Here is a 23,852-nt window from a genome sequence, read left to right on the forward strand (position 1 = left end):
TCCTTTACTAGTTTTTTGCTGCTTCTTCAAGGTCTTCGAGATCATCATCAAAGCCATTGATTTCAATTGCTTTGTTTAGCCAGTTCGCATACTCACCGCCAACCGAAAGAACACGTTTTGCGACTTCCACTGGATCTTCTGTTTTGTAAGCCTCACGTAGTTCCTTAGCTTTAAAGTTCGGGTAAACAGTCGTTTCAACCGCAATACGAGCATAAAAGCGTTGGCTATCCAATTCCTTCACACGGCCGCGGCCTTTTACATTCTTGTAAGTCGTATTCTCTTTCTCAAGTTCGTCAATTCGTTCAGTCGTGATTGCTTTGAAAATGAATGGAACAACATTGCCTTCTTTGTCTACAAACCGTTTAGAAATCGGTACTTTCACTTCCTCAGCTTCAATTGTTTGTCCCGGCATAAAGAATGAAAGATCGTATACCTTTTCGTTTTGTTTTTTGCTCATGTACATTAACTCCTTTAAAATTAGATTCAATCGATTTAAGCCAACAAAAAAGACAACCACAAAAATGGTTGTCTAGTGTATAATTATTCCTGTACATTTGCACGGCTAACTCAAAGGTGGTCTGCTGGCTAAATCCCCTGAAAGGGGGTGACGCCCATGTCGACATTTCAAGCGCTTAGTTTAATGCTTGGAACGGGAATGTTTATTCTCGCCTTGTTGACGTATATAGACAAAAAGAAATAGACCACCCTTTGAGGCCTGAGAAACTTCTAGGGTAGGTCCATATCTAAAATACACCTATAGCCAGCGCTCCAATGAGGAGCCAGCATTTGTACAGGCCGGAGTGCGCCAACACTCCGGTATTTTTTATTTTATGCAAAAATCTAAAGTTAAAACATCTGTTTTTTTACATTAGTTCTATCATTTATTACTAATGTAAAAGTATATATTCAGTATATACCCAGTAAATACAGTTTGCAATGCAAACAGAAAATTAACTGTTATTATAAATAGGCTCGTTAATTAGAACGTGGATTTCAACTGCTCAGGAACATCAAAGTCCTCAAAGGTAAACGGTACCTCTTCCTCTAATGCTTCTGAGTCAACATCAAGCCCAGCGATTTTCGCAGAATCAAAGTTCACATCATACAAGGTGACTCGTTCAGTACCACGACCTGAAGAGGCGTCATCCAAAACAGCTTGTAAGGTGAAATAAGGATCGCTTCCCTTTTTTACATAATCCATCATAATAAGAACAAATTGAGAAGTCACTTTATAAAAAGTGGCTGTTCCCGTTCCATTTGCTCCAGTCGTCTTGTGCCCCGTCATTCGGCGACCCATGATATTGACCTCCGATTTATTTTTCTCCACATTGGCTTCAAAAGTTTTGATATGAGCCATTTCTTCTCCATCAAGAAATAGTCTGCCCTCTTTACCAGAAATGGTGTTTTGCGCTTTTAATGCCATTCTTATTTCACCTCAACGTTAAAGTAGAATTTTTCTGCTGCATCGACGGGTTGAACAGCGAGATCAATCAGGAAGCCGTCACGATCATTATTCAAAGCAATTGTAATGTCATTCTCTGAATCAAAATCAGTAATGCCCCCGTTATCTTGAAGAACACTCAAGTATTGAGTAATCAGCGTTTTTACAAACTGCAGTCCGTCATTTGTAGCGGGAACGTCACTGCCGCTTGCTTTGCGAGACTTGATCAATGCTTTTAATTGAGATGTCAGGTCATTATTGATTGCATCAAGTACACGGACAATTTTGTTTTTCTGGAACATCTTATTTTTCTCTGCTGTTAGGCTTGTGAGTGAATTAATGTCCTTTTCAACCGATACTGATTTATCACGAGAATCATAAGTAAACAAAAATTCCCCATTTGACAATCGTTCAACGATTTCGTCGTTGTCAATTCGGTTAAGGACATCTACAGCTCCCTCGTATTCTACAAATGTAAGTGATTGATTAAATGTAGCCCCCGCACTTGCGCCTGCAACCCAAGCAGTAGCTTTTTCAGGAGTGATCTCCGTTCCATCTTCAAGTAGGACGCCACCAGTTACATTGATAATACCCTCATGGTCTCCCTTGTAATTTGAAAGAACACCTTGAACCTTTTGCCCTTGGTTGTCTCTCAGCCGTTTGATAAACGCAACAAACGTTGCTTTTAATTGCTCGTTATCCTCTACAGGCAGTGCGATTGTGTCAAAGTATTCCGTTTCAGCCGCTTCCAAGAAAGCTGTATAATCAGCATTGGTCGGTGTTTTGTCTGTTCCACCTGACAAGCGGACTCCGGAAGATGCCGGAAGAGCACCGCTTACGTCTTCAGGAGCCGTACCGGTTAACGGAATAGTGACTGTTAAATCCCCTTTCCCTGTAAACGTGACATAGTTATTTTGTTTAAGCTCTTCAGCTTTAGAAACTGTTTGTTTATCAACTTCTGACTGATCAAGGTAGGTAGTGACATCCACTTTTGAAGAGTCAATAACGTTTTCTGTAATGCTGATAATGATGTCATTACCCTTTGTGCCGCCATAAAGAGCAGTAGCTTTTACACCTTCGCTGATGTCTGCTGAAGCACGAAGACCTTCCGTCAAGCGATAAAGCAAGACTGTATTCGCCTTCTTCAAAGACTCACGTAAAAGCAACAGCGAAGGATCATCAATGTTCAACCCCACTTTTTTATTCAGGTCCTCAATTGAAGAAATAGAAATGAATTTCTTAACCTCACCCCAGCTGGACGCTATCGGCAGTGCAACTGTTCCACGTTCTCCTGCAGAAACACGGTTTTCCGCGGTCGTTTTGAAGTTAAAGTAAATACCGGCACGCTCTTTTTCCTTACCGGGCGTGAAAGTCCCCCCGTTCATCTATTTGACCTCCTTTTGAAGAAACTGAGTAATCAACTTCTTCGCTTCCGATTTTGTAATACTTGTTTTATGAACATGAAAAAGAGCACCGTCAAACACCTCGGGTTTTACCCCAAAGAGCTCTCGACTGTGCTCTCGCAAATCCTTAATATAAAAAGCATTTTCTGCTTTCTCTTTTTTAGTGGCCATCATTTCACCCCACTTTTAAATTTAAAACCATCCATTGAACGCTGTTCTTCCCGCTCATACCAATAGCGGCTCGTCCAGTTTAAGACAATGGTCGCGTAATCATCTGATACCCGCGTTTCTATTCGAGATAGGCGAATAAAATCCCCCGTATCCTCGCCAGATTCTTGTATAAGCGGAATTATGCCCCTTCTGCTTCTAAGTGTATCCGCAATTCGTTCCGCTTCGTTTTGAGCCTTCTGTGCGTTCTCGTGAAATAGTTTCACGTTTAAAACATAGGCTTTCTGAAACGTAGATACTGTGTCCGTCCCATCGACCGTGGAAGCCGGTGGAAAGTAAAGAGACGGAACAGCAAAGTCCTGCGGTATTTCTTCTTCATACACTTGAACAGGATACAGTTTGTATAGATAGCCCATAATTGAACCTACCTCTTGATTCATGGCATCACCGCCTTAAAATTCTTCATCAATCCATTGCTGTAGCTTCCGCTCAAGGCTTCTCTCAAACATCAACTGAAATATAGCCATGGCTTTATCCCAAAAGCCAGAACCGTCGACCCATTGGAACTTCAGCAACATTCCGGTTTTTCTTTCAGCAGGGTCATATTCGAAACGGTCGCCTTTCCACCGCCCTGGGACCCATCGTCTATCCTGATTTTTAGACGGATCGATCGTAAAGTGCCCGTCATTCACGTATGAGGCGTATTCCAGATTTGTTCCAACATCCAACTTTAAGCTGCCTTTTGTCATTGAAAAGATATTATCCTGGTCACCTTTCTGAAAGGAATTAAGCAAGCGGCGTGTGTCTACCGTCTTCGTCCTGATAATTTCATCTTGAATAATGTCTAGGAACTCAAAACCCATAGCTTCAAGCCACTCCTCGTACTTCCCTTTCAATCCTCCACGAGAAGCACGGTTTAATGATTGAATGAACTGATCAAGACCTTTTATCTTCACAGATATTCAACCTCCCGAACTGCCGTCACTTCCCAATGATGATTCCTGATTTTGCGGGGCTTCTGTAATTTATAAGCAGTCCCATCCCAAACCGCCCTGTCATTTACTCGAATATCAGCAGTAGCAGGGAAATGCACAAGGAATGATTGATAAATAGCTACATTCGGTTCCTGTTGGATAATGGACTGACTCTTTTCTGTAAAATAACACGGCTGATTTTCTATGTCCGGCTCATCAGGGTACGAAAAAACCGGTTGAACATCTTCAACCGGCACCCCGAATTTTTGCTGTCTATTTTCTTTTTTCTCCTGCAGATGGTAAATGTCACATCTGTGAGTCAATAAGGATTGATAACTCATATTGATCTCATCCGCACTTTCGCTTCAATCCCTTCTAAATCAGGGTCAGCCGGTTTCACATAATCTTTTATTAATGCATACACATCAGGTTTTTGAAGAGAACTGCCATCCCCTAGAGTATATGAATAGTCACCAATTTTTTCAGTTGTATATCCTTTAATAATTGACTCGTCGCCATTTATAAGAGCATAAAACTGAGACAACTTTAATAGGGCCAGTCGAACCGTTTCAGGCAAAGGAATATACTCTGCATCTGAAAAATCATGTCCAACTTTAAGAATGATATCGGCAGTTGCCTCAAGTATATCCTGTTTTAACAACTCGTCAGGTCTGGTCTTTACAGACTCAAAAACTGAATAACTCTTTAATTCTTCGGGAGTGATTAACAGCATAGGTCACTTCCCTTTGTTATCTATTTGCTTAAGGATATAGGCAATTCTTTCATCTGCATTTTTGAAGTCAGACGGATTGCCACCAAGATTAGAAATAATGGATTCATGCTCTGCTTTATTCATACCTTTCAATTCCGATTCAGTATAATTTATCGGATCATCCTTTTGATTCTTAAGATCTTTATCTAGCACAAAATATGGATTTTCATTTAAATACTCATAGAGTTTTTTCGATACTGTTTGACTGACACCTGCTCGAAAGGTTATTCCCATCACATTGTATGTTTTGCCTATAATAAGCTTTGCAGTATACACGCCAGATCACCTATTCCTTCACTTTCACAATCTTGGCTACTGCGTCTTCTTCTTCAAAAACACTATCCAATTTCGCTGTCAGAACAATGATAAACATACGACGGCGAATGTCTTTATCTACTTCAATCCGAATATTACGAGAGAATCCAAGAATAATATTCTTCGGATGAGTTAGGATGATATCAGAAACATCTGTAGCTGTATCTCCTTCTCCAATCGTATAAGGTTGTAAATTGGCAATACCTTTGACAGGAACACCGAAAGCAGAAGAAAGGCCACCTTGAACAGCTGCATCCCCTAAATTCGTTTGACGGTCCGCTACGCGATCTTTCCATTCAACCTCAATACCAGGCGATGTATAGAAACGGAACTCTTGGGGGATTCGCAAATATTTTGGAGGTACAGCTTTATATCCTCGTTTAAATGTTTGCCGTGTCAACTCCTCACCTGCAGCATCAACAATGTGAGATGTAGCTTGTTTTCTGATGCCATCTAATTGTGCAAGATATGAATCGGATGAAGATGTATCCCCATTTACAAGCAATTCTTCAATATCAACCGCAGCACGCTCAGCTATCATTTGCATGATTGTATTTTGAAGACCATCTTTTTCGATGTTGTTTTCAAGTGTGTCATAGGTAATGTTAACTTCAGCAATTACTTCTTTTGTGCTTAAGTTAACTGTGCTAGTTGATGGAACTGATTTTTGATCTTTAGTAAGCGCAACTCCCTCTTGGGCTGCCCTTAAAATTCGCTGACCAAAACCGATCTTCTCGATTTTCTGTGTGTCATGATCCATTTGAATAACTCGCGCATCTCTTAAAATAGTTGGCGTATCTTGAACCATTCGAATAAAAGTTGAAGCTTGAGTAGGATTCATAATCCCACCGCTCTCTAAAGTAGAAAGTGTCATTTCTGCTTTATTAATAACCTCTTGATTTCTCATTCGTATCCTCCTTATACATTAAAACAGCCCTGACCAGATTGATTTTTGAACTTGTTCGGAACCTGATTCTTCAGTTTGCTTAGATGTTCCACGACTTTTTTCGATTGCTTCAATACGATCAGCGAGCGGTTGAACAGCATCAGTAATAGCTTTTTTCAACTTCTCAGCTTCTTTTTCAGCCGCTTCTTCTGTTTTTTCTTTATCTTTCTTTTTAGGATCTTCTTCTTTTTCTAGATCTGCCAGCCGCTTCTCAATCGGCTCTAAAGCGGCTTGAATTGATTTCGTTACTTCCTTCGAAGTCATTTCTTTTTCCTCCTCTTCTGTCTCAACCTGACTCAGCAAGTTACCGAGAGCAGTATGAGCATTTTTAATTTCTTGTAGGTTTGAAGCGGAAAACTTTCTGCCCGCCTTTGTAACTGGCTCTTCATATGATTGCTGTTGTTTTCCAACAAAAAAGTTTTTGAGCAAATTAAAAAGCCCTTTCTCATCTGTTTTCTCTTGAGTAACGGGCTTTTCTTCTTGTTTTTCAATTGTCTCAGCAGTCCCTGCCATTGAATAACCGGTAATTTCACCTTTTTTGATTTGCTCCCATACTTCTTCGGAAGCCTTTGTGACAAGGACCCATGATCCTTTTTTGATGGTTTCCCCATTCATTTCAAAGTCAGCGGGTGCGACATAGGACTCTACCACCTCGCCAACACCACCTTGAAAATCATGTTGCTTATCAATTTCACGGGCATCTTTCAGGAAACCATGAGCGGCTTTTTCGATTTCTGCAGCTGTCATGAAATCACCGTGGGCGTCTACTGTATCCGGCTCATATACGATACCGTACACAAGTTTTTGCTCGTCCGCTTCTTTGGTAAGAACCTTGACTTCTTTTTGAAATACCGGCTTTTCTTCTGACTTCATAAAAAAGAACTGCTTTTGATTAGCAGCCTTGTCTACATACGAAACATGTGTGATTTTTGCATTTACTAATTCTCTTGGCATGTTGTTCACCTCCTTTCACGATTTAACCATTGTTTGTATTTCTCTTCATACTCCTTAATTGCTCTCTTTTCGCTATTAACTTCATTATCTCCCTCAGTAAATCTCCTTAAGAAAGGAAATCTTTGAACCAAACGTTTAGGTATTATAAATCTACAAAATTTAGTTCCCCAATTATCTTTTTCTTCTTCAGTTAAATGAATCATAAAATTTACAAATAGAACAAATACCAACAAGATAGAAATCAACTGGGTGAATAAGAAAACCCAACCATAAATACCTTCTAGCATATGTTCTTCTGAAAACCTGTCTGTTATAGTTACATACACCATAATGATATCCAAAAAGGCTGCAAAAATAACAGTGTGACTAAAATACCTATATCCCCTCAACAGCATTCGGAACCATATATTTTCTTTACTTTCAATAATTAAATACCATCGTACTTCTTTATTAACAACCTTGTGTTCCGTATAAAACACCTGCTCAATATCATTTTTCAGAATTACAAACTTGGTCATAAGTCTATCTAGATTTTCACTGGTTTTTTCTGAAAGATAGACATAATAAAGTTCCTCTAGTTCTACAAACCGTTTAATAATACGCTTATCTTTTAATTTAACAAGTGAATTGTGGTCTTTTGAGTATTTATCAAAAAACTCTTTCAGTTCTTCAGTAATATCAGTAATCTTAACTTTATTTAATATGTTTTTAATGGAGAAGAAAAGAGACCCGCTTGCTTCCATTAGACTTTCAGTTAAAATAGTTTCATTTCTTTTCAGTTTGTTCCGTTGCATTACCAAGATTGATGTTAGGATCACAGTCACAATGGACCCTAATAATGCTCCATAGTCTTTTAAACATGTTAAAATTGTTTCCATATACTCCCCTCCTATTTTACTTTACGAAATAAAATAGCCAGGGTTTCAATGGTTCTCTAAATTTCTTTTAAAGCTTCTCTTCGAATCTTTTCCTTTTCCTCAGCTGACAACCCTAAGATATCGTTATCTACCACAGATGATAGAACACAATGGCAATGAACCCGCTCACCTGCAGATAGTTTAGGATCTCGTGGAAACATGCATGTCTCGCCACTACCTGGTATCTGAAATTCTTCATCTACGCCAATTACTGTGCCATCAAGATCAATATGATTCTCACGCGGGTTGTTTTTCTTCCCTCCGCTGTGCCGCCATTTCTTTTTCTTAACTGCCGGCGATTGTGCATATGACTCATGCTGAGCGGCAGAGGAAGCAGCAAGCACTTCAGTGATGGCCGTGGTACGCGCCCGCTCCCTATCAAATTGTGGCATGTCTTTGAGAGTCAACTCAATGTCTTGGATTGTAGAACCGTTTTCGATTGCATCCGTCAGCACGTTTTCTACTGCTTCATGAGTGTTTAACTTCATGATCTGAGCCAGTTTTTCAGACCAACCCTTAATCCAATTAATTGTACGATTGGATAAGACCTTAAAAGGCACTTCCGGATCTATAGAGTCCATGATCACTTCGGCCAGTTCTTCAATGGTCTGCTGCAAGAATCCCTCGGTCAGTTCCTGAAATTCTTCCTCGAAATCATCCTCCGCGAATAGGTTCTGTGTAAAAAACACTAGAAGCGCTTCTAAAGTCGCTTTCGAATCTTTGCTTACAAAACCATTCAGACCCTCTAAATACTTCTTACGCTGGCGTCTGAGCAATTTGGCGATTCCTTTTTCATATTCTTCAACAAATTTAGAAAGGCCGGGGAAATCAGGTACACTCTCCATTAGATTCTTCATCTCATCTTCCTCGGCTTTTTTAATAAAAGCATTTAGACTTTCCAGCAGTTTATCTGTTTTGTTCATCTCTTCAGATCCTCCAAAACATCCCGCATATCTTTTAATAATCCAATCATATCAGGAGTACCGGCCTTAGATTTAAACAGCGTAGCCGAAGGATCAGAAGCAGACGACTCGTTAGTCTTACCAAGCGGCCTATTGTATTCTTCCTCAGGCCATTCCTCAAGCGTCTTACCAAGAACTCTCCCAGCTAAATCACGTAGATCATTCGGAGAAACTGCACCAGCTGTTATAAACGGTGTTAAAACCTTAGCAATCTCAAGCGGGTCTCTAAAGTCAGGCCCTTTCAACATAAGACGAACCTTATGAATTTCAAGATCATTTAGAAATAAAGCATTCAGTTTACCTGTGATTAATTTTCGTTCAGGCTGAAATACTTGTTCCTCAGTAATCTTTCTTGCTGTGTCTGCTGTCGCTCTGTTGTAATCTTGGGCTTCACCTGTATAAAGTGGAGGCAAACGAAAAGCCGATCGAATTTTGTCTCGGCTCTTTTGGTCATATTCCAGAAACAAGGCATCCTCTTGAAGGATTTCAGCAAGTGATTTAATATCGACTTTCACTGGAGCAATCTCTTCATCACCATGAATGTTTTTCCCCTTCGCTATGCCTTCTGCTTCAAGTAATAGGAACTTATGAGCGTTCTCCACCCCTTCAAGCCCATTCATATAATCCTGCAATTGCGTGTATGAGTCTTCTGACAACATACCATTTTCAATTGTAATAGCAGCGGGAATATGTCTACCTTGCTTGAAGTACATGAAGTTCAGCTCTTCTGCTTTACGAGCTCCGTACAGATTAACAATATGGCCGATCCATCGAGGCTTTCCATAAGTACCGCTTCCTATTTTGAAATGAACCACTTCATTTGCTTGTTTTTCGAATGGAGTCTGTTCATCATATTGGCCTGTCTCTAAATTTAAAGTACGAGGATCACCATATTCTTTAAAGTAAACCATACGACCGTCAATCATCTGAACATACTTACGAAATCGTTTTTCTCTTTTGATTGATTTCATTTGTCCCTGTTCGAAGTATGTAAAATCAACTTCGATTGGTTCAGACAGTTTGCAAACCCGAACATTTTGAACGTCCATATATTCAATACCAGCTGGCTTATTTTCACCGTTTCGAATCACTTCGATAAAGCCATTCCCTGTCTTTTCTCGGTCTTCAATAACAAAGCCGAGTAAAGTCTCTGCTGACTCATCAAAGTGAAGATATTTAACGAACTCTTCAAGCTTAGTCCATTCACTTTCAGCTTCTGTTTTTTCTTCATTTGTCACATCTGGCGAATTCACATCAAACGAATACTCAAAATCAAATCCAAAGCCTACGATATTTGTTCTGTAAGCATCAACGCATTGCTGTAAGATCGTTGAATACTCAGCAATCATTTTCAATTCTTTTAGGTTATACGGAGGCGGTAAAATATTGCTGTCATAGGTGTCCGCAAATTCATCCTCATAAATTTGTTTCGTTGATTCAGTAGGTGGAGTAGCTTTGATCACTCGTGCTTTAACAGATTGTTTTGACATCCTTTACCTCCTCCCTGGTCTTGTTCTTTGCGGTCTTCCTTTAGATTCTTCTTTCAGATCAGTTACCTCGTAATCATCAAGCGCATACCAAATAGCTGATAGTGTATGCGGATCTATGGTGAATTCGTCTTCTATGATGTTCCCCAGCTTATCGGTAGCATAAGTGAGCGGTTTAAGTTCATAAATCGTGTTCTCGCAACTGTCAGAGCAAATGATCTTCTTGAACCGTTTGATCTTCTTTGTGTATTGGAGGCGTGAACCCTGATACTTACGGGCGCCCACCATATTAAACCCATGCTGTTGAAAATATCGGATTGTTTTAGGCTCCGCAGAATCCGCCTTTATTAATTCCTTAGTCTCTGCAAATTCCTTGAGTTCTTCGGCCGTCTTATCGTCCGTTAATCCATTTTTGTAATACTCCCAGTAGATATAGAGATATTTCTTTTCATGATCCACAGCAACCCTAACGACGGCGTTATACGATTCCACAAAACCAAAGTCCATGCCAACCCGTTTAAGCGGGCGGTTAATATCAGCGATTGCAGCCATAACCTCTTCATGAGGCCATTCTTCAAACTGCGGCAGAACCCGAATTCCATTCACGCCAAAATGACCTTTCCTCGCAATTCGGTAAAGGTCTGGGTCATATTCCTTCAATTCTTCAAGTTGCTGGACATAGCTTTCTGGCAGAAAAAGATTATCGTCTGCCGTTGAGTGATGATAATAGGTGTCGTTGACAACGATTATCCGCTTTTCATAAAGTTCCTTATCATCCAGTACAAAACGCTTCTCCCTATCATCCTTGAAGAAATGCTTAAAAGTCCAATTGTCCTCTCCGACTGGATTTGTCGAAAGTATCATGTGAAGCGGCAATGTCGGGTGACGAAGACGTCCTAACAGCTCCTTGAATCCTTCATACTTCACTTCTGAACATTCCTCAATCCAAATGAGTGAAATATTATTTATTGATTTCAGTTTGGCTGGCTTATCCATCCCTTTAAAGATGATGCGGCTGCCATTTGAAAATCGAATCTGCATAGGAGAAGATACGCACCTAACAATTCCATCTAATTTCAGATCACTTACAAGTTCATCAAAAAGAGAAAATGTGGAGTCCCTATGTGTGTCGTACACTTCTCTGATAACAAGAGCAGTACGTTTTTCTTTGAGCAATTTCAGAACAATCTTCAAAGCAACATGATAGCTTTTAGATGATCCATAACCACCCACGAGAAACTGAAACTTTTGATTCCAGTCAAAGAGAAACTCTTTAAAATGCGGATTTACCTGTTTAATCACTGTCATCACCTTTGTTCACAATGGTGATCTCAAAAGGTTTATCTTCTTCTGTAAGTTCTTCGATCTCTATTTTTTTCTTGTTGATATTTAAGCGCATATGCTCCAATTTAAGGCGTCGTTCGTCTTCCGAATGGGCTAATTCATCAAACTGTTTAATTAAGTTCCTGAGCTCTGCCATGGCCCGAGATTGAGCGTTCAAGAATGTGGCATGACGATCCCAAGAAAATTGAAATTCGTATTCTTCCTCTTCAACTTCGTTTGTCTCAGAAAGGACAGACTTTTTCTTTTTCAGTTCCTTAATCATTTCCTGCTTATCAGAAACGAACATGATTTTTTGTGCCCTTATAATTGCGGCATATTGAATCTGTATCTGATCCCATATCATATCGACAGGTGAGCGCTCCTGTATCCCTTCCATGATCGATAGCGTTTCTTCTGGCAGGAACTTTGAGAAGAATCCATGAGTCACAGCGTTTTGATTTCTCTGTGGTGCACCTCCCTTATTACCTAACGCATTTTTGTTACCGAATGGTGCACCTACTTTTTTTATGTGCACACCTTTTTTTAAGGATGCACCCTTTTTTCTTTGCCAACCATGCCGCTGTTTCCATGATTTAATGGTGTTCACAGATACTCCATATTTGTCGGCAAGGTCCTTGTATTTCATACCTTCGATATAATCTTTATATGCGCGAATGTGCTTTTCAGCCATCTACATCCACCACCGCCTCCTTTTGGATTGAGTTGTTTTGGAAATATTATTCTCTCTAAACCGCCACCGCGTTCAAGCCGTTAACAGCCAAGTGGTCTATCCTGAGGCTTATCAGAAGCAGTTTGCAGAGAATATAAAAAACCCTTCACTTAGAAGGGTCATTTTTCTCCTTTATTTAAATTAAGATAATACCATCCCATGTTCTTTGCTCTAATATTTTGTATCCTCCAGTAAAACAAATGATACTTTTTAACACTATGGGTATCTTTAATAATTGTCTCGTTGTCTTTCTGGTTAAATGATCTTATACTTTTATATTTCATCCGTTGCCCGGTTTGTAATTGATACCAAACATCTATTCTTTTAATTCCATAAGCTCGATTCATAACATCACTATATTTGATATCCAGTGGAATATAAATCTCTTCTTCAGGCAACATAAATGGTATTGACGATTCTATTATACTCTCTTCATCGTTCCCTAATTTTATTTTGATATAGCCGCCAGTAATAATACTTTTCCCGACAGTCCTTATTTGTAAATAATTAAATCTAGTTACATCAGTGAAATTCTCATCTTCATCAAGTCTTTTTCCTATTATGAACTTTTCTAAGCTCTCATAGCTTTTTGGCATTAATAACTTCGCCCCCCTCTTTACAAAAGGAGCATTTTTCAGATGATATTTTGCTGTAATCTGATCCATAACCATAAAAGTTCTGTATTCGAATTTCACCTTATGGTCCTCATTAATCCTACCTAATATAAAAGTAATGAATGGCACTATTATAGCTGCTGCAGCAGTTAATGCTGTAGGTAGTACGCCAAAAGTTTTTATAAATTCATCCAAATTGCTTCACCCCACCTTATTATCGGTGAATAACGAAAACAAAGGAACATTTCGCAAAATTTGTCGAACGATTGATTTATCTATACTTATAAATTACTTAAGATAGCGATCTACGATAGGGAAAGCGCCTGTCTTTCAATCCCCTATTACCATAATACATTACTAAATACAAAATGATATGCCGTTATCATGCCAAGTTTGTGCCATAAATACGGTTTACCAATACTCCTAGTAATTCTAGAGTATGTTTACTGTATTCAACAAAGTTATTCAATTACCCCCCCTTTTTTCCATCATTATACACAAAATTCATTTTCTATGAATTTGTATTGCTAACCAGCTCTGCCATTCCTTTATCCTTCTGTTCTCAAAATTGCTCTTAAACCGAATTACAGGCCCATTATGCGTGCACAAATAAAAAAAACGCCCTCCCATCTTAGGAAAGCGCTAAGTGATTTATCTTTTTCAAAATTGCGTATGTAACACCAATAACATGGCAATTTGATACTTCAAGCAATTATTTTGTTATATTCTAACGAATTTAACAAACATTGTATCTCTCCGTATTTATCAAAAATTGTTCTTAATTTTCCGTTTACTATAACTTGTTGTTTTATTAGTTCATTATCACAATTGTATATGAAAATATCATTAATGGTTATGTCATATGCAGTTTTAGAAATAACGTTTATCCTTGTACTATCTTTTTGATGTTCGATTTTATATTCCTTACCTTGTATAATTGCTTTTTCTATAATATTCTCTATAGATTCACCTTTATAAATGAGTAATTTAGCGACATCATCAAATATACTCGACACTTTAATCAATCCCTTCTATTTTTGTTTTGATTCTTTCAAGGAGAGTAGGTAATAATTTTTCTGCTTGTTCAAAATCGTACGTCTCCCATTCATCAATTCCACGTTTTAAACGTTGCTTTAAATTAAAATTAATAGACATTACACAGTAAGCTATATTATCTTTTGCATTCATTAAAAACCGATTACTTGTATTGTTAGGTAATTCTTTTCCTTGAGGGTCAATTTGGGTTTCCTCTAATAAAGATTCTACAGAATCTATAATTCGTTGTTTATGAACAGCATGTAATTCTTCTCTAATAAGATCAGCTCTTCGTCTCTCTGTTTTATCGTTTACAAATTGATCTAACTCTTGTTTTCTTCTTTCTATGAATTCTTTTATATGTCTTTCATCAACCTTTGCTTGCCTCATTTTCTCTGCTTGATCTTCAATTTCTTCATTGAAAGATGAAATACTTTTTTCTATTTCTATCGAGTATTTTCTTCCAACTCCATCACCCAAAAATTCTTTAGTGGTTTGGATTACTTCTCCCCCTACACTTACTTCACCTATATCGGTGTTTTTATCAAAAGATTCCTCGTAGGCAGTCCCGATACGTTGTTTTCTCTCAGCTTTCTTTTTTTCCCCTGTGTAGTAGTCCCATAAATCTTCAATATCTAAATCTTTATGATAAATAACATGTGCAACATTATCAATAGGATCAATTGGATTATCTTCTTGTATTTTTCTTAAAGCTCTTCCTATAAATTGAGCATAGGGACCTGGAGTTCTAAAAGGTCTAAAAATTGCAGCTATACTAATATTTGGATGATCAAATCCTTCTCCTAACATGTTAACATTAACTAGGACATCTAATTCACCTTTTTTAAACTTTATGATTGCCTTTTCAGATTCTTCTAGTCGAGTACTTGCTACATAATCAGATGAGAGGCCAGCTTCGTCATATAACGCTTTTATCTCTTGAGCATGTTCTATACTACAAGCTACAGCAATTATTTGATGATAGGAGTTGCCATGTCTCCGCTTTTCTATTAATTTCTTCTTACTCATTTCAACGATTGTTTTACTACAATCCTTTGAGTAAGCTACTGCCCTACTAACCCAATTGGAATCCATAACATCTAATGCTTCTTCTTTGCTCGCTTTTTTCCCATCAATTATAAACTCTAATTTTTGAGTTGTATAATCATGTGCAACTATATTTTTAATATATCCATCCCTAATGGCGTCCGATAATTCTAATTCATAAATTATTTGTCCATCCAGCTCTTTGTGATCAGCTCTTGTTGGAGTTGCAGTTAATTTAACAATTTTTTGAGCATCAAAATATTCTAATGCTTTAAGCCACGAATCCGCAGCTGAATGGTGTGCTTCATCAATGATAATCATATCGAAAAAATCATTTGGCAATATACTTATTAATGTTTTCCTAGAATTCGTGTTATATACTTTGTGAATATTCGCAATTACTATGTTAGCCTCTTCTAAGTATTTAAGAGCTCTTTTCTTATCATTGCTTTTATCATAACCAGCATATCTATATACATTTGGAAGTTTATTCTCATCAAAAATGACTTGTTTGCTTGTCCAAAAGTTAAATACAGTCCTAGTATCAAAATCATCTGAGATTCCCTCTTGAATTATCAAGCTGGGGGTTATTATTAAAACTCTCCCTTCGCTTATCTCATATGGTGATAATCCAATAACCCCAGTTTTCCCAGTCCCAGTAGGGAGAACTATAATCTTATGTGAATCGGGATTCTGAATAAAAGCTTTCTTCAATAACATATGCGCTGCTCTCTGTGGCTGTCTTAATTTTGTGTTACCTTCAATAAAAACGTTAGTTTCCTTAAAATAATCTTTCATCGTATCCCTCGCTGCAGTAGTATTTTTATCCCACTTTACCAAATTTTTTAAAATCGAACAATATGCAGTTATTCATATCTTATATACTGTGCAACTCGTCGAACTAAGCCAATCCCTTGTCCTCTCTGTGTTTAACCAGTAACCCTAAAATGAATTACACACCTGTTATTTTTGAGAAATTGACGAAAAACGCAAAGAAAAAAGGCTCATCCTTATTGTTTTGGATGAGCCTGGTTATATTTTAAATTTCTTCATAGCGTTTATTCATGGCGTCTTGATTGATTCCGATGTATCGCAGGGTTGTCCGTTGGAGTGATAACCGAATGTTTTCCTCAATGTATGAGTGCCGATGTCATCTAAACCAACATACTCAGCAGCAGCCCTGAAAATCTTGTATGCCATCGACCGGGATATTGGCTTGTTAATCCCTTCACGGCTTTTAAAGAGAAACTCATGGTCCTCTTTCCCTTCGACATAGGCCTTAAATTCTCTTTGAAGAGCTGGCGTCATATCAATTCTCTTTTTCTTTTTCGTTTTCTTCTCTATGAGATTGAAGTATGGCCGTTTCGCGTCTCTTACTCTCAGCTGCAGAATATCCGATATGCGGAGCCCTGAATTGATACCGGTCACAAATAGCATGTAATTCCTCATGTTTTGCTCTTTTAAAAACCTCTTGATGTAAAATATGCATTCCGGATCACGTATAGGCTGAACAAAATTCATTAAGAAGCTGCCCCTTTCTTGTAGACTTCTTCTCTCAGAGCAAACGCCAGCCGATATAGAGCCTTTGCCTTCACACGATAATAGCTGCGCTGGCTCATTCCCATTTCTGCATATACTTCATAATCATACATTTCTTCCGGCTGCATATAGAGCATGACGATGATCTGCCGTTCTCTTTGAGAAAGCCGGTTAACAGCCCTTTGAATCTTTTTTAAGAATTTGTCACGCTGAATCTCCCAATCAAGACGCTTTAATGCTACATCTTCCGTGGATGAATGAAATTCATTCGTAATGCTCGGCGGAACAATGCTGTAAGTAGACGTTACCTTTGGTAAAAAATCATCTGGCACCTGTAAAAGATATAACCGGTATTGATTCAGCAGTTGCTCTACTCTTGCTTTAGTGGCTTCTTCGTCAATTTGAGGCAGGTTTAATGTTAATTGATTCATATTTACCTCCTGATTATTAAAATAAAAAGGACACCAAACAAACAGCGTAAATGCTGTGAGTTCAGTGTCCGCAGGCTTTCCGTCTTGGACTTAACTATTTTTTCTTCTTAGATTTCTTTTTTGATTTGTTTGAGGGACTCCCCCCCTGTTCTAAAAGATAATTATACAAAAGAGTTTCCAGCAACCTGTAATTTTTATTGTAACTCGATCCATTTTGGAATTGATGTATTGCTGAGTATATAAAAGCTCCTAATATAATTACTTCAATTCCTAGTGACAACCATAAAATCATGACTTGATTAAACTCTTCTTGTTTTAGATTTGGTTCTTCCACAGCAGTATTAATAATTAGTGTAAACCAACTGGTAATCATGGAAACTAAAATAGATGGGATGATAATTTTTAAATATGTTGTTATAGAAGCTGCTTTTCTATCTTCATTAATCGATTTGAGATAAGGCAAGAGATAATTTTCGATTTGGTTTATAGAATATTTACGAGTTTCCAAATTTTTTTTAAAAGCTTTATAAATAATTTCTCTTCTTAACTTATGAAACCCACTATATCCTGATAACTTCGCAAATTTTGTTAGAGCCTTACTCACACTTAAAATAGCAAAAATAAAAACAAGCAAGAAAATAGCCCCAAATACAATTAAAAACATTTTTCCATGAAGGCATTTATATAAGAAAAAACCACAAGTTAATACTACAAGTAAATAAAAAATTATTTTATAAAAAAGCTTTAAAAAAAATTTGTTTTTTTCTTGCACTTTCTCTTCATCTTCCTCTAAAAAAGGGGAATCTATAAAGAAGTATTTTATTTTCTTTACCTTGCTCACTTCCTTATAAAGCTCGAATAGTTCATTATCTATATCCACCATAGTATTACACCACCTCTATTCTTCCTACGAAGAAAAACATAAAAAGTTTCACTTAAATGTGGGTAATAATATTTATCTAATAGTTAATATGATTAGCAAATCCTTCTTAACACAACTAAGCACACCATAACTACCTCTTTCGATCCAAATACTTTTCAATATTTTTAATTTAAGCAATAGCAGGAATCAAATGTTTGCCCCACCATTGAAGTTTCGCTTTCATGTCCGTTCCTCCCTCGCAGATAAAAAACCCTGTTACTTAACTTTGTAACCTATCTCATGATCAACCCGCGCAAAACTGCCCTTTACAGTTTGAATAACAGTCTTACCGTGCTCCGGTGCTTCTAAGACATGTGCAGAACCTTGATTCCCATCTAAAACAATGATTTTAACCTTCCCTGGGTCAATTTTCTGCTGAATAGTGAAGTCTTTTTTGACGTTAATTTCTCTTGGATTGTACACTCAAAGCGCCCCCTGTGTTATGATATATGTACCAGTTCATATCAAGAACACTGAGGCTAAGCGCTTCGGTGTTTTTTATTTTTAGGCAGAAACCTCTCTTATCATGACTTCCACCCTCGGCTCTTCGCTATAAAACTTACTGACTTTCAAATCCACAACCTGACTATCATCTTTGTATATCAGATGATTCAAAGCATCTTTCACGCCCTTTACATAATTATCAACGTCGGGCTTTGTAGTCGGCCGCAGAAGACCCTTTTCAGCTTTTTCTTTCTTCTTTGATGAGTTTGAAACTGATTTTGGCATAGGTCTGTACACTTTGACATCCATTGCGACAGGGCCATTAATAATGTTCTTCGGGCGATGCTGAGACGCAACCAAAGCTACATACTGCTTGAAATACTTTGATTTTGCTGGATCACGCATATGCACCTTCCCATTTCGTATTGATCCACGCGGCCGTCCTTGTGCGACTGGCTCTCCATAAACAGTGAGCTTAATGTAATCCAACTGCTCTTACCTCCCGTCAAGCTGTTCCCATAGCTGAATTTCTTTTTCTATTCTCGGTGCGGAGAGTAAAATTGCCAGCAGAGACACGACTGCTTTAAGCACTCAGCATCCGCTCCATTTGCTTTATTTTTTCCTCAAGTAAACGGATAGTTGGCGTAAGATCTTTACCTTCTGTAGGACTTAGAGGTCCGAATATATAAAGTCCATCAGCTGCTTTTACATTCGTTTTCTCTTTCATTCCCAATCACCTAACCTATGATTTAATTGCATTCGATTGCCTTTAATAATCACTATGTAATCACGACACATCTGGTGAATCCGTGAACCAAGAGCCTCGTCTATATCCAAAATCTCATCGATTGTTAACTCTGAAGAGATCAGCAAAGCCTTGTGATTCAAATATCGATAATTTAAGACTGACTGAATTTGTTCAACCTGCCAATCAGTTGCCCTTGGTTGACCGTTTATTGGTTTGAATAAGTCATCAATGAATAGAACTTCGACCTTTCTCATGGCATCGAGTTTTGCTTCTAAGTTGTCAAAGTTAGCTTTCAAATCACCCATGCCCTCTACGTAAGGAAAGTACATGCAGTGTACTGATTTTTTCTTGATCAGATTATTCATAATCGCCGTGAGCAAATGAGTTTTACCGCTGCCTGGCTGTCCAAGTAATGCGATACTGTTTTGCCGTTCTCCTTTGATTTTTTGAAAATCTTTATAGTATTCGACTGCACACTCATAGGCGTCCTTGATCATGTCTGGCTTACCGTCCGTGATGAAGTTACCAAATAGAAGCTTTTCAAATTCTTCTGTAATGCCACTAGCTGCCATGAGTCTGGCAATTTTCTTTCGTCTTACACATTCACACTGTTTTGAATAAGTATCTTTCCATTCACTAGCTTTGTCCGGCGTGCAAACCTTCCCCAAAAGAAAATCATCTTCCGATACCATATCTTCTGGAATCATAAGATCTAACTGTTCATCTAAATGCCAAGGAGTGTCTTTATGGACCCGATAAACGACAATTCCACGATCCTTACAATAAGGACAATCAAATTCAGCCTTTTCTTCGGATGCGGCCTGTTTTGTTCCCAAAAAGCGGGCTGACTTTTCCCGAAGCTCCTGCATGATCGTTTGAAATGCGGTGTCTATACTGACTGCTTTGTTTATAGCCATATTGTTTCTCCTTTCTCTTTTGAGTGAATGGATTCGATAAGATGGCTTGAACGTATGACAAACTAGCAGCTTTCCCCTTTAATTGAAACGCTGTCTTGATAGCCTCCATCACTTTTTCTTCACCATAGTCATCAACCATGTAGCCGAGCCGCTGTGCCTCAATCGGGCCGACTGACCGAGCAACTTTGTTTTCATATAGCTCAAAGGCATTTTTCATTTTATCATCAACCTCCTGATGTCCAATCTCAGCTGACTCCAATGCTTTTTTCTTCATGTAATTTCCTAGCTGTATGTAGTCTGCATAATGAAGTATGGTGACGATGAATCCTCTTTTTTGCGGAAGACGATACAATTTGATATATCCCTGTTTCTCCATTCGGTCTAGTGAGTATTTGATCTGTGCAGCTGACCAGTTAAAATCTTTTGCAAGTTCTACAACTTTGATAATGGTTTGCCCAAGATCTAGCTCTTGATTTGGCCTGTATTCAGCTCTTTTAAACAAGTGATCATAAATTTTTTCATCCCTAAACTCTTTGAATGGCAGTCGGGGTATGACCACATACCCCATTGCTTTGATGTCCAAGTCAATCACCTACTTCCTTTCACAGAGTGCAGTTATGTCACAGATGCCGACCTCAATCGAACGGAAGTTCATCTTCTTTTATATCTACAGGCTTGCCGTCAAAAGGATCGGCTTCTTGCGCGATTGGTTTTTCTGTTTCTTCTTTGTTTGAAGGCTCGGAATCGATAATTTCTGAACTATCCGCTTCATTGGTAATGTCAATCCGTTCCCTTGTTTCATCTTCCTCAATAACTGCTTTTTGCAGTTCCACAGAAAGAATCCCCCACTTACTCAAAACTGCTTTCAATACAGTTTTAAGAGCCATTGCATCCCAATCATTTTTCCATCCAAAATCAGACTTACTAAACTTTTTTTTGTGCTTTTCTACTTGTGCCTTTGTCCAGTACACTGTTTTTCGGAAGCCATTTATCAACTCAAAATAAGCTGCATAACCAATTACTGCGTCTGATTCTCGTTTTTCAAAATCAATCTCGATCTCCTCAGTCAGCGGATTCCACTTCTGCAATTCGCCTTCATGAATCGGTATGCAATTGATGGACTTATATTGGCCTGTTCGCAAAGCAAGTTGTATATATCCTTTGTATCCTAGCTGGAATTGAGCCTTTCCTCCATAAGGTACAATCCAGGCATACCCTAAGTTTTTATCTATAGGTAGGTCGAGTGTAGCTGCCACCATTGCAGATGAAATAACGCTCATAGGATCTGTTTTCTGTAACATCTGCTCGCTGTTGTAAAGGCTTAAGATAGAGGCAGTAAACTGTGTAGCCCTCTTCCCTAACACTTCCTCAAATCGTTTAATAACAGATGGTGAGGAAAGTAAACCCTTCATGGTTGCTCCTTGCTGTTGCACAGGTGCGCTTTTTTGTTTCTTTTGGATGTTGTTTTTAATTGATTGATTAGTAGCCATAATCAACTAACCTCCTTGATTCCAAAACGTCTGAAATGAGTTTCCTTTTTGACCTTCTCGTAAATATCCGGAAACTGCTCTTTTAGCTTTTTCGTGTCAACTCGATTTGAGACAACTGGCTTCCAACAAGCTTGATAGTTTCCAATAAATCCATACTCTGCATCCTTCATTTCATGTTTGATCTGGTTCTCTAACTCTTTTGCCTGACTTTGTAGCTCTAAGATCTGTTCTTTAAGAAGCAAGTATTGTTGAATACGTTCTCGATTAACCGCAGTTAAATCAATAGCTTTGTTATTTTCCGTTTCGGCATATCGTTTTTTGAGGTATTCCTCCGCAGCACTTGAACCATCTAAAGCAGGTGCTTGTCCGCCTAAGACCTTGTCATTCCAAAACTCAATCTCTGCTTCAAAGATCATGTCAATTAACTCGTCGTCTCTTTCAATCTCTTTCCAGACAAATTTGTTTCCGCCGATCAGCACAGCAAAGTAGGCTTTCTGATATTCAGGTCCAAGCACACCCAGATAATGCTGGACCTGCACGATATAGCTCTCGGGGATTTCTTCGTCTTCCCATTCTTTTAAGTTGTAGGCAGAGGTTGTTTTACATTCAAGGATTGCTTTTTCACCAACGATCATTCGGTCTACATTAGCCAAAATGAAATCATGTTCTGGATGTCTAAGTATTGCTTTTTTACGTCTAACCTTCTTGCCACTACGAATCTCAAATTCTTTTGCAACAATGTCTTCTAGCAATGATCCAAAGTAAGCAGCTTCACTTTGCGATTCACTTATAGGGACCTGTCCTGTTTTGTCTAACCATAACTCAAAAGGTGTCTTCCACTTGTTTAACCCCAAGATAATGGATGCATCTGAGCCGCCAATTCCTTTTCTTCTTTCAATAAGCCATTCATCGCGGCTCATTTCAGAAGTCTTAGCAAGAACCCCAGCCCTTTTCCTAGTCATAACACTAACCCCCATTGTTTTTATTGAGGCTATCTGATAAAATATTTGCACATGAGTTTTTTTAGATAGCCTTTAAAGAAGTCCACTTTGCTGAGTGGGCTTTTTATTGCTCATTTTTAAATTCAAAACCAAGTTGCTCCCTTAGATATCTTTCCAAGTTCTCTCTGAGAATGATTTCGCCGCCATCAATTACATAATCATCAACTGGTGTTACTTCATCACCGTAAAAATCTATTTGCACATCCGTTTCAGTTAGCTTATCGTGCCAGTTGTTTATGACCATTGGGTTTTCGACCATTCATATTCTCCTCTCTGAATTTGTCTGCACGTCTATTCCATAACAGATGGAATTCACTATTGTTACGAATCATCGCACACCATTTACGAACTTCCAGAGCAGTTGCCGGTTTATGAACAAAAAATGAACCATTATCCTATACACCTGCTCACTACAGTTAAGTTGATACCTTGCTGTTGCATTTTTAATGCCGTTTCATAAAAATGTCCTTTGTTTGCAAGCCGGCTAATATCCTCAGTAAGAACCTTGATGCTTCCAGCAAGACTAATCGCTTCTTCATAATCACCATCACGTAATGCCTCTGACAGCATGATTGATAGCTCTTCTGCTGATTCGATTTTTCTTTTTGAGATAAGAACATCTGACTTCAAGAAATGATTAGTATTCATACTGAAACCGCCTGCCTTCCTTCTTGTTTTGCCATAGCAACTTGATCAACTAGAGCTTTCCGCGTCCATCTATCTGCAAGTTCCTGCATTTTCAACCCGTGAGTACGAACAAGTGAATAAATCAATGTTTTGTTAGCCGCAATCAAATCAAAAATCTGTTTAATATCGGCCATCGGCAGCTCCTCTGTTTTACCTGGTCGGTTATCCGTAAGCCAACGGGCTAAATGTTTGGTTGCTTGTAATGCTTCCTCCAATTGGTGAACCATATTAATCACCGCATTACTTGCACATTCATTAAGTGCCGGATCAATAGGAGCAGCGGCTGTGGGATGAAGTTTAAATAAGTAGTGGACAAGATCAATATGTTCATAGGCATCACACTTCTCAAACCACTTGATACATAACTCTGGAGTGAGCTTGGCAAGTCCATTTTCAACATCTGAAACATACCTTTGATCCTTACCTCCGATTAACTTGCCGATTTGGTATTGGGAAAGACCTGCAGCCTTACGGGCACTACGCATAATCTGCGGTAAATTCCTCATGTTGTATGGGTTGTTCTCCATATGTTTGCCTCCTGATATATTGGATTTTCAGTTTTAAAATTGAAGTTAAAAGACCATG

General features: G+C 38.4%; 33 protein-coding genes and 1 pseudogene. 1 reads left to right on the plus strand and 33 read right to left on the minus strand.

Translation table 11 applies throughout. The features are described from left to right. Positions 1-7: 7 nt before the first annotated feature. Positions 8-457, minus strand: coding sequence for a phage tail assembly chaperone (locus tag WA325_RS04865; protein WP_336183259.1), 450 nt, complete (start codon positions 455-457; stop codon positions 8-10). 156 nt (positions 458-613) lie between these two features. On the opposite strand from WA325_RS04865, the gene WA325_RS21435 reads away from it, so the two are divergent. Next, the gene (locus tag WA325_RS21435) at positions 614-700 is read left to right on the plus strand and encodes a putative holin-like toxin (RefSeq protein ID WP_106610765.1); all 87 of its coding nucleotides are present in this window, start codon (positions 614-616) and stop codon (positions 698-700) included. A 279-nt stretch (positions 701-979) separates the two neighbouring features. Here the strand turns inward: WA325_RS21435 and WA325_RS04870 are convergent, their stop codons facing one another. From WA325_RS04870 to WA325_RS05025, 32 genes and pseudogenes are all read right to left on the minus strand, one after another. Next, entirely contained in the window at positions 980-1,423 is a 444-nt protein-coding gene (locus WA325_RS04870; RefSeq protein ID WP_003229930.1) for a phage tail tube protein, read from the minus strand. Between the two features lie 2 nt (positions 1,424-1,425). Further along, positions 1,426-2,826, minus strand: coding sequence for a phage tail sheath family protein (locus WA325_RS04875; protein WP_336183260.1), 1,401 nt, complete (start codon positions 2,824-2,826; stop codon positions 1,426-1,428). Further along, complete coding sequence (locus WA325_RS04880; protein WP_033880532.1) at positions 2,827-3,018, minus strand: hypothetical protein; 192 nt, start codon at positions 3,016-3,018, stop codon at positions 2,827-2,829. Next, positions 3,015-3,452 carry a phage tail terminator family protein gene (locus WA325_RS04885; RefSeq protein WP_336183261.1) on the minus strand — a complete coding sequence of 146 codons (438 nt, stop codon included), beginning with the start codon at positions 3,450-3,452 and terminating at the stop codon, positions 3,015-3,017. Before WA325_RS04885 ends, WA325_RS04880 begins: the two co-directional genes overlap by 4 nt. A gap of 12 nt (positions 3,453-3,464) precedes the next feature. Continuing rightward, positions 3,465-3,968, minus strand: a complete 504-nt coding sequence (locus WA325_RS04890; RefSeq protein WP_336183262.1) for an HK97 gp10 family phage protein — start codon at positions 3,966-3,968, stop codon at positions 3,465-3,467. Continuing rightward, complete coding sequence (locus tag WA325_RS04895) at positions 3,965-4,327, minus strand: YqbH/XkdH family protein (RefSeq protein WP_326209849.1); 363 nt, start codon at positions 4,325-4,327, stop codon at positions 3,965-3,967. Before WA325_RS04895 ends, WA325_RS04890 begins: the two co-directional genes overlap by 4 nt. Beyond that, entirely contained in the window at positions 4,324-4,719 is a 396-nt protein-coding gene (gene yqbG, locus WA325_RS04900) for a protein YqbG (protein WP_153912322.1), read from the minus strand. Before yqbG ends, WA325_RS04895 begins: the two co-directional genes overlap by 4 nt. Positions 4,720-4,722: 3 nt before the next feature. Continuing rightward, complete coding sequence (locus WA325_RS04905; protein ID WP_336183263.1) at positions 4,723-5,034, minus strand: YqbF domain-containing protein; 312 nt, start codon at positions 5,032-5,034, stop codon at positions 4,723-4,725. Between the two features lie 10 nt (positions 5,035-5,044). Beyond that, entirely contained in the window at positions 5,045-5,980 is a 936-nt protein-coding gene (locus tag WA325_RS04910) for a phage major capsid protein (RefSeq protein ID WP_085186550.1), read from the minus strand. An 18-nt stretch (positions 5,981-5,998) separates the two neighbouring features. Continuing rightward, the gene (locus tag WA325_RS04915; protein WP_336183264.1) at positions 5,999-6,973 is read right to left on the minus strand and encodes an XkdF-like putative serine protease domain-containing protein; all 975 of its coding nucleotides are present in this window, start codon (positions 6,971-6,973) and stop codon (positions 5,999-6,001) included. Positions 6,974-6,978: 5 nt separating this feature from the next. Beyond that, a complete protein-coding gene (locus WA325_RS04920) occupies positions 6,979-7,851 on the minus strand; it encodes a hypothetical protein (RefSeq protein ID WP_024122166.1) in 873 nt (290 codons plus the stop codon). Between the two features lie 56 nt (positions 7,852-7,907). Then, a complete protein-coding gene (locus tag WA325_RS04925) occupies positions 7,908-8,813 on the minus strand; it encodes a phage minor head protein (protein WP_336183265.1) in 906 nt (301 codons plus the stop codon). Continuing rightward, complete coding sequence (locus tag WA325_RS04930; protein ID WP_254491027.1) at positions 8,810-10,342, minus strand: phage portal protein; 1,533 nt, start codon at positions 10,340-10,342, stop codon at positions 8,810-8,812. The genes WA325_RS04925 and WA325_RS04930 overlap by 4 nt, the downstream gene beginning before the upstream one ends. A gap of 3 nt (positions 10,343-10,345) precedes the next feature. Continuing rightward, positions 10,346-11,641 (minus strand): PBSX family phage terminase large subunit, encoded by a 1,296-nt coding sequence (locus WA325_RS04935; protein WP_336183266.1) that lies wholly within the window; start codon positions 11,639-11,641, stop codon positions 10,346-10,348. After that, positions 11,634-12,353 (minus strand): phage terminase small subunit, encoded by a 720-nt coding sequence (gene terS, locus WA325_RS04940; RefSeq protein ID WP_336183267.1) that lies wholly within the window; start codon positions 12,351-12,353, stop codon positions 11,634-11,636. The genes WA325_RS04935 and terS overlap by 8 nt, the downstream gene beginning before the upstream one ends. A gap of 158 nt (positions 12,354-12,511) precedes the next feature. Further along, positions 12,512-13,201, minus strand: a complete 690-nt coding sequence (locus WA325_RS04945) for a hypothetical protein (RefSeq protein WP_163116827.1) — start codon at positions 13,199-13,201, stop codon at positions 12,512-12,514. A gap of 509 nt (positions 13,202-13,710) precedes the next feature. After that, positions 13,711-14,022: a hypothetical protein gene (locus WA325_RS04950; protein WP_163116828.1), complete on the minus strand. Its 312-nt coding sequence runs from the start codon at positions 14,020-14,022 to the stop codon at positions 13,711-13,713. 1 nt (position 14,023) lies between these two features. Continuing rightward, on the minus strand, positions 14,024-15,886 hold the full coding sequence (locus tag WA325_RS04955; protein ID WP_163116829.1) for a DEAD/DEAH box helicase: 1,863 nt from the start codon (positions 15,884-15,886) through the stop codon (positions 14,024-14,026). 234 nt (positions 15,887-16,120) lie between these two features. Continuing rightward, a pseudogene (locus tag WA325_RS04960) lies at positions 16,121-16,609 on the minus strand (tyrosine-type recombinase/integrase). Further along, positions 16,609-17,058 (minus strand): ArpU family phage packaging/lysis transcriptional regulator, encoded by a 450-nt coding sequence (locus WA325_RS04965; protein ID WP_163116830.1) that lies wholly within the window; start codon positions 17,056-17,058, stop codon positions 16,609-16,611. The pseudogene WA325_RS04960 and the gene WA325_RS04965 overlap by 1 nt, the downstream one beginning before the upstream one ends. Positions 17,059-17,152: 94 nt before the next feature. Further along, entirely contained in the window at positions 17,153-17,941 is a 789-nt protein-coding gene (locus WA325_RS04970) for a hypothetical protein (RefSeq protein ID WP_336183268.1), read from the minus strand. Positions 17,942-18,196: 255 nt separating this feature from the next. Continuing rightward, entirely contained in the window at positions 18,197-18,403 is a 207-nt protein-coding gene (locus WA325_RS04975; RefSeq protein ID WP_336183269.1) for an XtrA/YqaO family protein, read from the minus strand. Between the two features lie 81 nt (positions 18,404-18,484). Further along, on the minus strand, positions 18,485-18,913 hold the full coding sequence (locus WA325_RS04980; protein ID WP_336183270.1) for a RusA family crossover junction endodeoxyribonuclease: 429 nt from the start codon (positions 18,911-18,913) through the stop codon (positions 18,485-18,487). Between the two features lie 94 nt (positions 18,914-19,007). Continuing rightward, positions 19,008-19,157 carry a hypothetical protein gene (locus WA325_RS04985; protein WP_101169936.1) on the minus strand — a complete coding sequence of 50 codons (150 nt, stop codon included), beginning with the start codon at positions 19,155-19,157 and terminating at the stop codon, positions 19,008-19,010. Further along, the gene (locus WA325_RS04990) at positions 19,148-20,089 is read right to left on the minus strand and encodes an ATP-binding protein (RefSeq protein ID WP_336183271.1); all 942 of its coding nucleotides are present in this window, start codon (positions 20,087-20,089) and stop codon (positions 19,148-19,150) included. Before WA325_RS04990 ends, WA325_RS04985 begins: the two co-directional genes overlap by 10 nt. Further along, a complete protein-coding gene (locus tag WA325_RS04995; protein ID WP_336183401.1) occupies positions 19,971-20,648 on the minus strand; it encodes a DnaD domain protein in 678 nt (225 codons plus the stop codon). The genes WA325_RS04990 and WA325_RS04995 overlap by 119 nt, the downstream gene beginning before the upstream one ends. Before the next feature lie 76 nt (positions 20,649-20,724). After that, positions 20,725-21,579 carry a recombinase RecT gene (locus WA325_RS05000; RefSeq protein ID WP_336183272.1) on the minus strand — a complete coding sequence of 285 codons (855 nt, stop codon included), beginning with the start codon at positions 21,577-21,579 and terminating at the stop codon, positions 20,725-20,727. Positions 21,580-21,581: 2 nt separating this feature from the next. Next, entirely contained in the window at positions 21,582-22,541 is a 960-nt protein-coding gene (locus tag WA325_RS05005; RefSeq protein WP_336183274.1) for a YqaJ viral recombinase family nuclease, read from the minus strand. Between the two features lie 103 nt (positions 22,542-22,644). After that, entirely contained in the window at positions 22,645-22,839 is a 195-nt protein-coding gene (locus tag WA325_RS05010; RefSeq protein WP_153256267.1) for a YqaI family protein, read from the minus strand. Beyond that, the gene (locus tag WA325_RS05015) at positions 22,799-22,936 is read right to left on the minus strand and encodes a hypothetical protein (protein ID WP_336183402.1); all 138 of its coding nucleotides are present in this window, start codon (positions 22,934-22,936) and stop codon (positions 22,799-22,801) included. Before WA325_RS05015 ends, WA325_RS05010 begins: the two co-directional genes overlap by 41 nt. A gap of 34 nt (positions 22,937-22,970) precedes the next feature. Then, the gene (locus tag WA325_RS05020; protein ID WP_336183275.1) at positions 22,971-23,228 is read right to left on the minus strand and encodes a YqaH family protein; all 258 of its coding nucleotides are present in this window, start codon (positions 23,226-23,228) and stop codon (positions 22,971-22,973) included. Further along, complete coding sequence (locus WA325_RS05025; RefSeq protein WP_015714341.1) at positions 23,225-23,794, minus strand: helix-turn-helix domain-containing protein; 570 nt, start codon at positions 23,792-23,794, stop codon at positions 23,225-23,227. The genes WA325_RS05020 and WA325_RS05025 overlap by 4 nt, the downstream gene beginning before the upstream one ends. Positions 23,795-23,852: the final 58 nt, after the last annotated feature.

Origin of the sequence: Bacillus sp. 205(2023) (assembly GCF_037027485.1) — a bacterium.
GTDB classification, from domain to species: domain Bacteria; phylum Bacillota; class Bacilli; order Bacillales; family Bacillaceae; genus Bacillus; species Bacillus halotolerans.